16 protein-coding genes and 1 pseudogene are annotated in these 11,185 nt (G+C 58.3%); 7 read left to right on the forward strand and 10 right to left on the reverse strand.

Annotated features, from left to right (window positions below):
- Positions 1 to 326: 326 nt before the first annotated feature.
- From AAHM38_RS06775 to AAHM38_RS06790, 4 genes are all read right to left on the reverse strand, one after another.
- Positions 327 to 458 (reverse strand): hypothetical protein, encoded by a 132-nt coding sequence (locus tag AAHM38_RS06775; protein WP_257019851.1) that lies wholly within the window; start codon positions 456 to 458, stop codon positions 327 to 329.
- Positions 459 to 533: 75 nt separating this feature from the next.
- The gene (locus AAHM38_RS06780) at positions 534 to 779 is read right to left on the reverse strand and encodes an AbrB/MazE/SpoVT family DNA-binding domain-containing protein (RefSeq protein WP_024973593.1); all 246 of its coding nucleotides are present in this window, start codon (positions 777 to 779) and stop codon (positions 534 to 536) included.
- Between the two features lie 302 nt (positions 780 to 1,081).
- Complete coding sequence (locus AAHM38_RS06785) at positions 1,082 to 1,876, reverse strand: hypothetical protein (RefSeq protein ID WP_125472830.1); 795 nt, start codon at positions 1,874 to 1,876, stop codon at positions 1,082 to 1,084.
- Positions 1,877 to 1,957: 81 nt separating this feature from the next.
- Complete coding sequence (locus AAHM38_RS06790; RefSeq protein ID WP_024973591.1) at positions 1,958 to 2,179, reverse strand: hypothetical protein; 222 nt, start codon at positions 2,177 to 2,179, stop codon at positions 1,958 to 1,960.
- A gap of 360 nt (positions 2,180 to 2,539) precedes the next feature.
- On the opposite strand from AAHM38_RS06790, the gene AAHM38_RS06795 reads away from it, so the two are divergent.
- The 4 genes and pseudogenes from AAHM38_RS06795 to AAHM38_RS06810 all read left to right on the forward strand — a co-directional run.
- Positions 2,540 to 2,914: a DUF7673 family protein gene (locus AAHM38_RS06795; protein ID WP_024973590.1), complete on the forward strand. Its 375-nt coding sequence runs from the start codon at positions 2,540 to 2,542 to the stop codon at positions 2,912 to 2,914.
- A 122-nt stretch (positions 2,915 to 3,036) separates the two neighbouring features.
- Positions 3,037 to 3,657 (forward strand): hypothetical protein, encoded by a 621-nt coding sequence (locus AAHM38_RS06800; protein ID WP_024973589.1) that lies wholly within the window; start codon positions 3,037 to 3,039, stop codon positions 3,655 to 3,657.
- Positions 3,654 to 3,947: a hypothetical protein gene (locus AAHM38_RS06805; RefSeq protein WP_024973588.1), complete on the forward strand. Its 294-nt coding sequence runs from the start codon at positions 3,654 to 3,656 to the stop codon at positions 3,945 to 3,947. The genes AAHM38_RS06800 and AAHM38_RS06805 overlap by 4 nt, the downstream gene beginning before the upstream one ends.
- A 166-nt stretch (positions 3,948 to 4,113) precedes the next feature.
- Positions 4,114 to 4,290: pseudogene (locus tag AAHM38_RS06810) on the forward strand (IS1595-like element ISCARN29 family transposase); the annotation flags it as partial.
- Here AAHM38_RS06810 and AAHM38_RS06815 read toward each other — a convergent pair.
- The 6 genes from AAHM38_RS06815 to merR all read right to left on the reverse strand — a co-directional run bounded on the left by AAHM38_RS06815 (position 4,252) and on the right by merR (position 10,211).
- The gene (locus AAHM38_RS06815; RefSeq protein ID WP_024973587.1) at positions 4,252 to 4,917 is read right to left on the reverse strand and encodes a hypothetical protein; all 666 of its coding nucleotides are present in this window, start codon (positions 4,915 to 4,917) and stop codon (positions 4,252 to 4,254) included. The pseudogene AAHM38_RS06810 and the gene AAHM38_RS06815 sit on opposite strands and share 39 nt — an antisense overlap.
- Positions 4,918 to 5,103: 186 nt before the next feature.
- Positions 5,104 to 5,907, reverse strand: a complete 804-nt coding sequence (phnC, locus tag AAHM38_RS06820) for a phosphonate ABC transporter ATP-binding protein (RefSeq protein ID WP_051539935.1) — start codon at positions 5,905 to 5,907, stop codon at positions 5,104 to 5,106.
- A 2-nt stretch (positions 5,908 to 5,909) separates the two neighbouring features.
- The gene (gene phnE, locus AAHM38_RS06825) at positions 5,910 to 6,734 is read right to left on the reverse strand and encodes a phosphonate ABC transporter, permease protein PhnE (protein WP_024973585.1); all 825 of its coding nucleotides are present in this window, start codon (positions 6,732 to 6,734) and stop codon (positions 5,910 to 5,912) included.
- Positions 6,734 to 7,594: a hypothetical protein gene (locus tag AAHM38_RS06830; protein ID WP_152545590.1), complete on the reverse strand. Its 861-nt coding sequence runs from the start codon at positions 7,592 to 7,594 to the stop codon at positions 6,734 to 6,736. The genes phnE and AAHM38_RS06830 overlap by 1 nt, the downstream gene beginning before the upstream one ends.
- 226 nt (positions 7,595 to 7,820) lie before the next feature.
- Positions 7,821 to 8,696 (reverse strand): phosphate/phosphite/phosphonate ABC transporter substrate-binding protein, encoded by an 876-nt coding sequence (locus tag AAHM38_RS06835; protein WP_024973583.1) that lies wholly within the window; start codon positions 8,694 to 8,696, stop codon positions 7,821 to 7,823.
- A 1,125-nt stretch (positions 8,697 to 9,821) separates the two neighbouring features.
- Positions 9,822 to 10,211: an Hg(II)-responsive transcriptional regulator gene (gene merR, locus AAHM38_RS06840; RefSeq protein ID WP_037056936.1), complete on the reverse strand. Its 390-nt coding sequence runs from the start codon at positions 10,209 to 10,211 to the stop codon at positions 9,822 to 9,824.
- Positions 10,212 to 10,298: 87 nt separating this feature from the next.
- On the opposite strand from merR, the gene AAHM38_RS06845 reads away from it, so the two are divergent.
- From AAHM38_RS06845 to AAHM38_RS06855, 3 genes are read left to right on the forward strand one after another with little or no spacing between them, the layout of a single operon-like run.
- Positions 10,299 to 10,646, forward strand: a complete 348-nt coding sequence (locus AAHM38_RS06845) for a mercuric transporter MerT family protein (protein WP_024973580.1) — start codon at positions 10,299 to 10,301, stop codon at positions 10,644 to 10,646.
- A gap of 11 nt (positions 10,647 to 10,657) precedes the next feature.
- Positions 10,658 to 10,936: a mercury resistance system periplasmic binding protein MerP gene (gene merP / locus AAHM38_RS06850; protein WP_024973579.1), complete on the forward strand. Its 279-nt coding sequence runs from the start codon at positions 10,658 to 10,660 to the stop codon at positions 10,934 to 10,936.
- Positions 10,937 to 10,941: 5 nt separating this feature from the next.
- Positions 10,942 to 11,154, forward strand: coding sequence for a GDCCVxC domain-containing (seleno)protein (locus AAHM38_RS06855; RefSeq protein ID WP_080693836.1), 213 nt, complete (start codon positions 10,942 to 10,944; stop codon positions 11,152 to 11,154).
- The last annotated feature ends 31 nt before the right edge of the window (positions 11,155 to 11,185 follow it).

Raw genomic sequence — 11,185 nt, forward strand, 5'->3', positions numbered from 1 at the left:
CAACACGTGGCCAGGAGCAAACGTGCGACAGCTACCGATACATGTGTGGGACCTGCCTCGTCACGCCAGGTTCGGCTACATCGAACGCTCGCTTGAGCCTTTACGCGTAAAAAAGGGCTCAAACCGGGCTATAGATTGCTGACGGTAAGGTAGATGCTGCGCGCCGGGACGTGAAAAAGCCCCCTTGCTCGCGCAAAGAGGGGCTTCGAATAATGCAGGCGAACCTGTCCTTATCAACTCTTTAACCGAACGGCTAGGCCTTCGGTGACGGGGGTGTTCGGTAGCGGGACGCAGGAAACCTGCCCCTCCTCATTGGGCCTTGCTAGTCACCTAGCAATCATGGCAATGACAGTTGCTGCAGCCACCAGTACGCCAAAGACAGCGACGCCCGCACCTAGCCGTGTTGCAACCCAGTCGATATTCTTTTGCGACTCAGCGAAGTGCATTAGTTTGTTCATGCCATAGCCCTCCAGTTTTCATAGCGTAGCACCAACGGCTGTGCCCTACTCATCAGCTAGCCATTAGGGGGCTCATCAGCCACGCTCATTGCCGGCATCAGGCATTTCATCCCAGCCTTCCGCTCGCGGGAAACCGTCGGGCATTTCCGCCAACAGGTCAGCCAACTTGCAGCGTGGTTGGTCCCGAACTTCTATCGTCAGCTTGTTGCCAGCAATTCGGAGCTCGACCTGCGAGCCGGCCCTCAACTGATTCTGTTCGATGAATTTGGCCGGCAGTCGCAGCACCAATTCTCGACCGACTTTTTGAAGCGTTTGGCGCATCGAGTCCTCTTACTTGATGGCAATGCAACAGTGCAATTTCTACCGTTTCTCGTAGGCCTCAGCGGCCTGCTCCACCTGGTCAACATTTCCGCGCGACAGGGTTTGCAGCGGGGTAAGGTTCCTGTCGCTATATCCCGCAGACAAGATGGAGGCAGCACCAGCGTCGGCTGACCGGAAGGCACCCAAAACACCCAAGACACCAAAGCCGCCGGCAAGCGGTGACTTGTTCTAAGCTTTCTCCTGGTCAGCATGAACTGCCGAAAGGCCAAAGCACGGCTTTGTAGTCGTCGCTGAACATAGACTCATTCATCAGATGTCTGTCTACAGGGTTCCTCACGCCACTCCTCGGCCTCGTCGGCGCCAATCAGACCTCGCTCCAGCAGAGCGTCGACATGGGCCGTGCTGAGTTCCCCGCCATTCCGGAAGGTCTCACGCGCGGCATCGAGGAGGGCAGTCTCGATGCTACCGTCGATGTGGACGTGCGCCCTCCGAGCCTCTGCCCGCAGGGCTCTGGCGGCAGCTTGCAGTGATTCATCGCACCACAGGGACGTCAGTTGATTGTTGGCAAACAGCCAGTCGCTTACGTCCCAGACTTCGGACAGAGACTCGTTGTCCAAATTGAGTAGAGTCTCCTCAAGGGTTTCTTCGGCGTCTTGGGCATCACAATCAACCTTGCCCACGAGGTTATTGCCGTCCCAGACGATTTTGACCCCTTGGTACACCCGCCTCGCTAAATCCTGGAATTCATCGGAGTCGAGCAAATCGGCCAGCGTCTCGCCGCTCGTCTCGGCTGGCACTCTGTAGCGCCGGGTTCGTCCGTGGTAAACCTCTTCGGGGACCGCGTTACCGATTTCGCGGGAATACCCGATGGTGACCATGCCGCATTCGCAGTCGATTTCGATATGTGCCGCCTGGGGGTATATCTGACCGCTATAGCGGTGATATAGAGGGGAAGCCTCGCTACGCAACGCATCGGAGTCGTAGTCGAACTGCAACACGCGCTTTGGCGTCGCTTTGGAGCGTGTTTTTGATGTCGTGCTGGTCGGGGCGTCCCCTTCGCAATCATTGCGGTGGGTTACGGTTGGGTCGGATTGCATTGCTGAATCAGAATTCTTCATGAGTAATTGAGTAAATTATTAGACGAGCCTAGTCAACGGCGCGTAGGGCCGCGCCTTCGGTTACTCGTCGTTCAATATCCGTTCGGCCTGCATCAAACGCTCGACCCATCCATGGTCCAGCCTGTCTATCGCCTCCGCAATCGTGTAGCCCATCGAATCCAACCAATCCGGTCGATTCAGCACTAGCGCCGCTGCGAGTTTCTCTCCTGTGGAAAGCCGGCAAAAACCGCCAATCCTGGCGGCACGAGCCTTCTCGGTAATGTGTTGCAGTTGGGAATCCATAAAACCTCTCTTCTCTACGTGTTCGCATAAAAATGGTCGACGCCAAATCTTGCGCGACCGTCCGTCTTTGTGTTTCGATGTCTTTGCGTCATTCAATTTAACGTTGCATGGCGCCAATGTAAATTGACTGACGCGAAATATTTTGTCTTTCAAATGTAGACTAACGCAACCAAATACATCACAACAATAACGTTGCCGGGATGCGACAATTGGATGTTGATAAGAAAAACTACTTTTAATTAGACTGTGTCGAGCGTGGCGACTCCAGTATTGCGTTTTCACTTTTCTGTTACATCGTGGAGCACTGATGTTGTCGCTATACGGATTGCGTCAATCCGACGCATTTCAATAAGGACACCCATGAAGCACACCATCAAGCAGTGCACCTCCGGTGTCGTTGCGCTACCGCCGTTACGCGCGCAATTTGTTGGCGATACCGGAGCGCAGGCAGCGCACCGTCTCTTCGAAATATGCTGGCACCATGCGGGCGGAAGCACGACCGCCCTCGCTCAATTTCTCATCGGTCTGTACAACAAAAATTACGCCTCAGGTGACCCGGCGTCGCTGTGCAAATGGTTGGACGATTCTGCGTTTGAGGACGTGGTTTCGACGATGCGGTGGATGCGTGCCAACCGGCACGACGAAATCCACAACATCTTCACCGACGGTGATGAGGTGATGGCGGAACTGATGCAGAGATTTGGCCTATGGCCGCCCCAATCTTGCAATGCCTGACGCTTGCTGCACTGACTTGAGCATCGGGTCTTTAAGCGTGGGCGTTAGTTAGGTACATCGCGGAGCACTGATGTTGTCGCTATACGAATTGCGTCAATCCGACGTATTTCACAGAGGACAACATGAACGTCGAGTCGTTTGATTTTTACGGTTCGCAAGTGTGCAACGCTCGCTTGATGGAGCCCGCTGAGGTACTGGACGCGGTCCGTAGCCGAAACGGCATTCCCGGTGTGTTTGCGGGTTGGTGCCTGTGCGGCGATACCACTGAGCCGATGTTTGACACCATTGCCACGCGGGGTGAGGGCGTAGACCTGCGATTGTCAGGTTTCTTTGGCTCCGCCAAAGGCGCTTACGCGACCATCACGCAGCAGGTCGGTGGCATGCAACATCGATTCCTCCTGCCACTGTTTGAACCGCAGGTCATCGCGTATCTAGAGGCGCTGGAGCGGCAGCCGATTCAGGTGATGCTCGGCCGCGCAGGGCAGAGCCAGGCACTGATGTTGCACAATTTGTTGCCCTGGCGAACCATTCTGCCTCTGGTTGGCATGTGTCAGCGGGACAGGTGTCTCAGCGTTGGGGAGGCGCTGGAAGAGATGGCCGAGGCCATTCACTCCATCTGCCGGCCAGAGACGATACCAAGCATCTACAAGGGCATTGACCTGACTGAGGTGAGCGTGTCGGTCCTCGCGCCCGCGATGTATTGCGCAGAGGGGGAGGTCGACCTGGCGGGAGAGCCGATATGAAGGCGGAGGGACTGCTGCTGGCGTTGGAACCCGACTGCGCGTACTACGTTGTGAGCGACCCACCAACGCAGGACGTCATCGCGGTGGTCGAGGCGCGCGACGAGCCCGAGGCCAAGGCGTTTTTCGCAGCGCTGCGGCTTATGTTGAGAGCGGCGCCAGAGGTGGATATCCGAATGCTGGGGGATGCCACGCCGCCAAATGGGGCCCCCGTGTTTCGGCTGCGCTACCTCAAGGCCATGCAGGCAAGGGCAGAGGAGGAAGGGCGGATGCCAGATACGACGCGGCACTGACGCGTCCTAGCTTCCGTTCATCGGAGTTGATTCTGCGGCGACCGTACCTGCCTGGGTACTGGTCGCCGCATTTTTATGGGCTCTGTTCGCGATTCGTATTGATTTGACCTAAAATTCGGCCCCCTCATAGGAGATGTGGACCATGAAGGCCGAGTCGTTCTAAGCCTTGCTCGGGCAGGTGCTGCCCCTTACCGAAGGCCAGTTCGACGAGCTGGTGCGGACGGTTGAGAAGCGGCGGTCCAAGACCAAGGCTCTGCGTGTCCTTGAGGGTGCCTGGGGCAAGCGCCCGCAGTGGTGCCTTGAATTAAGGCCGGACAATGAGCTGGTGGTGAGCGGTCACGCCAATTTCACCACGCAGCTTCCCATGCGATTTCCCGTCTGAGTGATAAACCAGCAAGACGGCATTGTCATGAGTAAGGGGGGCCGGCGATATTGTGGTAATAACAGCTTTGCCTTGCGCATCGGCAACAAAATTGTTGTCGGTGCCGTTGCCGTCGAGCGGTGTGAATCCAATGGGCTTCTGGTCGAAGTGATTCTCGAACAGGCTGTAGTGCCCATTAGGTTTCAGGCCGGACATGGCCACGCTGACTTGTTCGCGGCCGTCGGGCAGACGCGTCAAAATAACTTGTCCCTTGGCGCCAAGCCAGGCGCCAAGCGTCATGTTAAGCGCTTGGCCCGACGCATTCACGATAGGCAGCGTTGGCGAATCGCTCAGTAGCGCATTGCGCAAGTCGGCAACGTGCTTGATGTTCTGCGGGCCAACGACCGCTGGCGCGCCGCGCTCGGCAACGAACACCTGCGGGTCCAGCGTCGCCTTTTGGTGAGTTTCGGCGGAAAAGAAGGCCGCGTGCGTTTCGAAATCGAGCGCACGCATCTCGCCGTCCGCGTGTGCCACTGTGGCTATCAAGCCGGCGAGCCCCGCCAAACAGACGCCAATAATACGTTTGTACTTCAGATGAGTTGCGTTCATCGTTCTCTCCTGGGTAAAGAAAAACACTGCGGGGGACGCGTCCATTGACGTGGCTACGCTTGCTCCTGTTGATATGGCAGCGCTCCGCTGAGCATTCCGTTTTAGCGCTGCCAGGATGCGGCAGTCGTCCAGCGGGAGCACGCTGTGAGTGTATTTACCCATAGGCTGGTCCATGGCGCCCATACGTTAGATTGCAGCCGCAGGCTTGGGAATGCCGCTACCGTAGATTCGCAAGCTTACGTGGCGGTCGAAGTCCTTGGCAGCGACATCAACCTCGATGTTGCCTGCCGCCATCCCGAGGATGCGGTCAGCCCAGCTTCGCGCAAAATCCAACTGATGCAGACTGCAGATGACGGTCACTCCATCATTGCGGCATATGTCGTGCAGCAACGCGAGGACATTGGCACCGCTTTGCGGGTCCAGACTGGCGACGGGCTCATCCGCGAGGATGATGTCGGGACGTTGGGCGAGTGCGCGTGCAATGGCCACGCGCTGTTGCTGTCCACCGGACAACGTGTCTGCCCGCTGTTGGGCTAGCGACAGCAGCCCGACGCGGTCCAGGCACTCCAGAGCGAGCAGCCGGTCCTCTCGGGAAAAGCGGCGCAATAGTCCACGCCAGGCAGGGACGTGGCCGAGCCTACCCGCGAGTACGTTATCCAGCGCTGAGAGCCGACCGATGAGGTTGAACTGTTGAAAGACGACGGCAATCCGGCGCCGCTGCGCTCCGCCGAGCTCGCCGACCCGAGTGCCGTTGAAGAAAATCTGCCCAGCATCAGGCGCATCGAGACCCGCCATGCAGCGAATGAGTGTTGTCTTGCCGGCGCCGCTGGGGCCGAGCAGCGCCAAGCACTCACCTTGCATGGTTTCAAAGGATAGGTCTCGCAGGACCGAGCTGCCGAGGTAGCGTTTGTTGAGCCCGCGCACTTCGAGAATCGCACGGTCGTCGGGGAAACGCGCTGGCACCAGCCGTGCTGTTTGGGAATCATGCATACCTAAACCAACCTGCGACGCATCCATCCGGATAACTGGTCAATCGCGGTAACCACAGCCAAGATGACCAAGATGATTGTGGCCAGGCGAGCGAAGTCCAGCAGGTCCATGCTGTTCTTGAGCTCCTGCCCGATACCGCCTGCTCCGACCACTCCCAGCACGGTCGACGCGCGCACATTGAATTCAAACAGATACAGCGTCGTCGACAGGGTGACGGGGAGCACGTCCGGAATCAACGCGTACGCTGCGGCAACAATACGGCTGGCGCCTGTTGTCTCCACCGCTCGCATTGGCCCGAGGTTGGCGTTCTCGACGTGGTCTGCGATGAGCTTGGCAGCGCTTCCCCAGGTATGTAGTGCGATGCCCAGCACGCCGGCGAATGGCCCCAGTCCGACCGCCGCCACAAACAACAACGCAAACACGAAGGCGTCGATGCCGCGTAGGGCATTCAGGAACCATCGGGCAGGCAGATACAGCTTTGGGAGCGGTGTGATGTTTCGGCTCGCCAGAATCGCCATGGGAATGGCCAGGAACGTCGCCATCATCGTGCCGATTGCGGCCATCCCGACGGTTTCGGCCGTGCGCTCGAGGAAGACGGGGAGTTCATCCAGTTTCGGCGGCCATGCCATCGCCAGCCAGTGTGCAAGCTTTGGCAGGCCGCTGACAAAGCGCTCCAAGTCGACTTGTGCAAGTCGCCAACTTTCAACGAAGAACGCCGCAATCGCGACCGCAAGCGCGTAACGCTTCGCTCTTTGGTACCAGGTCCGCTCTCGGCGGCGCTCGATTGCTTCGAGCGCCCGGCGCGCTGCAATTTCGTGAGTCGACATCAGAAATTTGTCCGCTGCACGCGACCGCCAATCGCGTGTCTCAGCCCAAATTCGGGTCCCTTGATAATGCGGCTGTGGTAAGCCTCGTAGGCGGGTGACCCCGGTGGCCAGTTCGCGAAAAACCGTCGGAGCCAAGCCGTGGTGTCGAAACGCACGGGGACAGCATCAAAGCGCACGCCATGCATGTTGATGCCGTAGAGGCTTTCCGGGGGAATCCGCGTGTCGGTCGAGATGCGCGTGATAAGACCGAAGCCGGTGTTCGCAAAGTTTGGCAAGCCGGCCGCGCCGTTGTTGATGATGAGGCGGTCACTGCCGTCGACGCGATAGTCGCGCGCGTGAGCGAGGCACGTGTGGGTGCTGGCGAAGGCGTGGACTCCGGAATCTCTGAAGTAGCGCTCGATTGTCTGCAGCGGAGTCGGCTCCACATCAGCTTCGTCGCCGGAGCAGCACTTGCCAATCGGCGACAGCCGCTCGGCGGCAAACGCCCAGCCAGAGAGTGCCTCGGCGTCGCCGTGCACAATGCCAATCCGGCATTCGCCGACTTCCAGTACACGAAAGTACGGCAGTCGCCCGAGCGCCTCTCGCAGTTCTGGCGCTTGGGCTGCGGTGTCGTTGAGTCGGCGCATGATGGCGTTCGAGCGCGCAACGTATTCGGCGTTGACGTAGTCAGGGTAGTTGCAACCGCATCCTGCATCCGTGGGCGCCGACAGCTCCGCCTCCACGTTGCCGCGAATGGAGGTGCTCTCAAGAGCAACCTGATTGACCTCTCTGAAGCTCTCGATGTCCGTGTTGAACCAGTTGTGGTCCCCGTTGAACACGAGGTCGATGTGGATGCCACGCTTGGCCTCCGATTCCCGCATGCGCAGAATTTCGTGGAGTGCCTCGAGATTGCCATACAGCCCACCGACGACGTATGCAGTCTCCGCGCGCGAGGTCGTCGCGCGTCGGAATTCGCGTGCGTCGTAGTGATACTCAATCGGGCATGATTGTCCGGGCCTGTTCATTGGTATAGCTCCGGGAACGCGGCTGGTGCGCCGCTGACCAAGCAAGAAGGCCGCCAGAGTTTCGGCTCGCCTCCCGGTGCCGTCAGCTCTTGGCCTTGATACGCCCAACGGCAATGCCCGCGTCTTCAATCATCTTGTAAGTCGCGTGTGTCGCCGAGACGAAGCCGGTATAGCGGGGTGGCATGACCTCCTTGGCTTGCTCGGTTGTCAGCGAGGTGAGAACGGCCTGCAGCTTCTGCGCAAACTCGCGCGGTGCGGATTTCGGCACTGCGAAGGCGTCATTGGGTAGCGGCTCCGAAGTCCAGATAACCTTCGTGCCGTCCGGCTTGATGCGGCCTGCCGCAATCATCGCGTTGCGGTTGCGGTCGTAGTCGGTTGCCAGGTCGACCTGCCCGGCGGCCACGGCAATCTCGTTGGCCGGATGGGCCGCACCCTCGCTGTATTTCCAGAACGCCTTTGGGTCAATCTTCCAGACTCGAGCGGCGTAGTAGGTTGGAATCAACCAGCCCGATGTCGAGCCTAAGTCCGCAAACGAAATTGAGCGACCGCGCGTATCGTCAGGAAAGCGCGAGACGTCCATATCCGGTCGGCCGATGATGATTGCGTGGTAGGTGGGCTTGTCGTCGTACTTGACCGTGGCAATTGCCTGGCAATCGGTCGCGTTGTTGGCAATCACGTAGCCCCATGGCCCCATCCACGCTGCGTCCAACTGGCCCGAGCCCATTGCCACTGCGAGACCGGCCCAGTCTGAGCTTACGGCGAGCTCGAAATCCGGCGCGCCCATCTGCTTGGCGATATATGAAAACAACGGGGTAAACGCTCGCTTGGTGTCTTCCATGGTCGGCATGAAAGGACCCACACCGAAGCGAAGCTTGCGCTGCTGCGCGAAAACTGCCGGGGCGGCGAGTGTAGTGGCGACAATTGCAGCGGACTGCAACAGGAAGGTTCTGCGTGACATTGAGCGTTCCTTGGTTGTGGGTAGAGTGACTTGCTGAGCGAGCCAAGTCCTCGTCCATGCAACCTCGCCGGCCCTCGTTTCAGCTTCGGGTGCCTAGGACTTGCATGAGCGAATGCTGCAGATTGGACGAACGACGCCCAAAATTCCTTACACCGCGCGCAGGGCAACGATACGGAGGCGAGTCACGAGTGGAAGAGCGCGCGGACGGGAGGCCAGTGCGCGGTGGTGAGTGAGAGACATGGCTTGAAGACTACCTCTGCAATTGCAGCGCCTGACGCGGCCACACGATGCGCCGTCCCGTCAAAGGCAACGCCCCATGAGGGCGATGTTTGAGGGAGTAGGTAACGTGCAGGTGGACGCGACACCAAGCGAATAGCCGAGAGTACCTCTCCAAGCGCCGATGGGGCGGTTACTCTTGCGAGCCGTCGCCGACAAGCCTATCGCCGTTGGTAAATCTCGCGCTATCTGCCAATGCGTCGCACCTGTCCGAGACTTAATTGCCATCACCGTAGACATCGAACCTGGATGACTTTGCACCATCTGAGTACACGTTGAACTTGCCGTCACTATAGACATCGAACTTGGATGAGTTTGCACCATCCGAGTAGACGTCAAACGTCGCGGCTTTCGCTCCATGGGTATAGGGGGACGCAGGACCTTGGATGCCAGCATAGGCGGACCAAGAGACAAGCGCGGAACCTGTCACAGCGAGCAAGAGAATTCTCTTCAACATTTTCAATCTCCTTTTCAGGTAGTTACTCCCCCAGTCAACGCTGGGGCAAGACTTCAGACAGCAGTTGCCTCATTACCCAATTCCAGCCAGGTGCCTGCAGCACTGTGGTACTTAGGGCCGACTGGAAGTTGCGGCCCGACACCCTGGCCTTGCTGGTTAGTTCGGTTAACTGCCGGTGTTGGAGATTGGACGGCCGGCGCCCAGACTTCCTTACACGAGGAGCGGGGCAGCGGCTTCGTTGGTGGCTGGCGCAGGTTGATGGATGTCGCTGCGTGGAACGTGATACACGACTATGGTCTTCTTCGTTCGATGTGGCCTCTTCTGGAGGGCCGCGTCCGCGCCGGTCGAGTTCCTTTCAGTGTGTCCGGCACGCCAGTTCTCGTCAGCGGAAATCAGCCCGGTAGAAGGGATTGAATGATTGGGCAGCTACCTTGCTGATTCCCTAGTTCGCACTGGAGCACCAAGTCTGCCAGCGCTTTGCGCATGCTGGTCAGGTCAGCAATCTTGGCGTCAATGAGTGTCAATTTGCGCACGGCCAAATCATGCGTATCGCCGCAGCAGTCGGCTCCCTCAAGCTGCAATAGATTTCCGATTTCTTCCAGTGTGAAACCGAGTACCTGCGCACGCTTGATGAAACTCAGGCGATGGACATCGTCCACCGAGTATTTCCGCTGACCGCTCACCGGCTTTTCCGGCTCCCGAAGCAACCCGCGCCGCTGGTAATACCGCACCGTTTCAACATTGACGTTCGCAGCTTTCGCCACCTGTCCAATCGTCAACATAGTCAGTCTCTCGTTGAATTTCCGCTTGACTCCGTACCTAAGTACGGAGTCTATGCTTTTAGCACGTAGATGACGACTGGAGCTTTCATGTCTTTCTTGGATTCGAAACGCTCACTGACCCTTGGTGTATTCGCCGCGATTGGTGCGTCGGTGTGCTGTGTTGGGCCCCTGGTTTTGCTCGCCCTTGGCGTCGGCGGTGCATGGGTTGGCAATCTAGTCGCGTTTGAGCCTTATCGCCCGGCTTTCATTGCCCTGACACTGTTATTTTTCGGTCTGGCGTTCCGTCGACTGTACTTGGTCAAGCCGGTGTGTGCGCCGAACACTTCCTGTGCCAAGCCCATGGTGCGGACGCGGCAGCGTCTGATTTTCTGGCTGGCAGCCGTGCTCGTACTTGGTCTCTTGGTCACCCCTCTGGCCGCGCCCCTCTTTATTTGAGCGGAGTCTCTATGCGATTCATTACCAAACTTTTCGCTATCGCGCTGCTTCCGATGGCGTCCGCGTTCGCGGCCACGCAATCCGTTGTCCTCGACGTGCAGAATATGACTTGCCCCCTATGCCCAGTGACGGTCAGAAAGGCATTGCAGAGGGTCCCTGGCGTCGAGGACGCCAAGGTCGACTTTGACCATAAAACGGCGACCGTGAGATTTGACCCGACCAAGGCCGATACCGCCATGCTGGTCAAAGCCACGACCAATGCCGGTTACCCATCAACGCCCCACAAGTGAAAATCATGGCCACTGTCAATCTGAATTCGGTTCTGACCTGCCCACACTGCGGATTCGCGAAACAGGAGACCATGCCGACCGATTCTTGCCAGTTCTACTACGAATGTGAGAATTGCAAGACGGTCTTGCGGCCAAAGCCTGGCGATTGCTGCGTCTACTGCTCCTATGGCTCAGTGAAATGCCCGTCAATTCAGGAGAAACAGGGTTGTTGCGGCTGAACTAGCGAGGGGTTGGATGCCCGGATACAGC

It is taken from the genome of Ralstonia sp. OTU4908 (genome assembly GCF_038440115.1).
GTDB classification, from domain to species: Bacteria; Pseudomonadota; Gammaproteobacteria; order Burkholderiales; family Burkholderiaceae; genus Ralstonia; species Ralstonia pickettii.

Excerpts from the sequence above, each read along its gene's own strand:
- AAHM38_RS06815 (WP_024973587.1), bottom strand. The coding sequence starts at position 4,917 with ATGAACGCAACTCATCTGAAGTACAAACGTATTATTGGCGTCTGTTTG.
- AAHM38_RS06785 (WP_125472830.1), bottom strand. The coding sequence starts at position 1,876 with ATGCAATCCGACCCAACCGTAACCCACCGCAATGATTGCGAAGGGGAC.
- AAHM38_RS06855 (WP_080693836.1), top strand. The coding sequence starts at position 10,942 with ATGGCCACTGTCAATCTGAATTCGGTTCTGACCTGCCCACACTGCGGA.
- AAHM38_RS06830 (WP_152545590.1), bottom strand. The coding sequence starts at position 7,594 with ATGCGGGAATCGGAGGCCAAGCGTGGCATCCACATCGACCTCGTGTTC.
- phnE (WP_024973585.1), bottom strand. The coding sequence starts at position 6,734 with ATGTCGACTCACGAAATTGCAGCGCGCCGGGCGCTCGAAGCAATCGAG.
- AAHM38_RS06795 (WP_024973590.1), top strand. The coding sequence starts at position 2,540 with ATGAAGCACACCATCAAGCAGTGCACCTCCGGTGTCGTTGCGCTACCG.
- AAHM38_RS06805 (WP_024973588.1), top strand. The coding sequence starts at position 3,654 with ATGAAGGCGGAGGGACTGCTGCTGGCGTTGGAACCCGACTGCGCGTAC.
- merR (WP_037056936.1), bottom strand. The coding sequence starts at position 10,211 with ATGTTGACGATTGGACAGGTGGCGAAAGCTGCGAACGTCAATGTTGAA.
- phnC (WP_051539935.1), bottom strand. The coding sequence starts at position 5,907 with ATGCATGATTCCCAAACAGCACGGCTGGTGCCAGCGCGTTTCCCCGAC.
- AAHM38_RS06845 (WP_024973580.1), top strand. The coding sequence starts at position 10,299 with ATGTCTTTCTTGGATTCGAAACGCTCACTGACCCTTGGTGTATTCGCC.
- AAHM38_RS06775 (WP_257019851.1), bottom strand. The coding sequence starts at position 458 with ATGAACAAACTAATGCACTTCGCTGAGTCGCAAAAGAATATCGACTGG.
- AAHM38_RS06835 (WP_024973583.1), bottom strand. The coding sequence starts at position 8,696 with ATGTCACGCAGAACCTTCCTGTTGCAGTCCGCTGCAATTGTCGCCACT.
- AAHM38_RS06800 (WP_024973589.1), top strand. The coding sequence starts at position 3,037 with ATGAACGTCGAGTCGTTTGATTTTTACGGTTCGCAAGTGTGCAACGCT.
- AAHM38_RS06790 (WP_024973591.1), bottom strand. The coding sequence starts at position 2,179 with ATGGATTCCCAACTGCAACACATTACCGAGAAGGCTCGTGCCGCCAGG.
- merP (WP_024973579.1), top strand. The coding sequence starts at position 10,658 with ATGCGATTCATTACCAAACTTTTCGCTATCGCGCTGCTTCCGATGGCG.
- AAHM38_RS06780 (WP_024973593.1), bottom strand. The coding sequence starts at position 779 with ATGCGCCAAACGCTTCAAAAAGTCGGTCGAGAATTGGTGCTGCGACTG.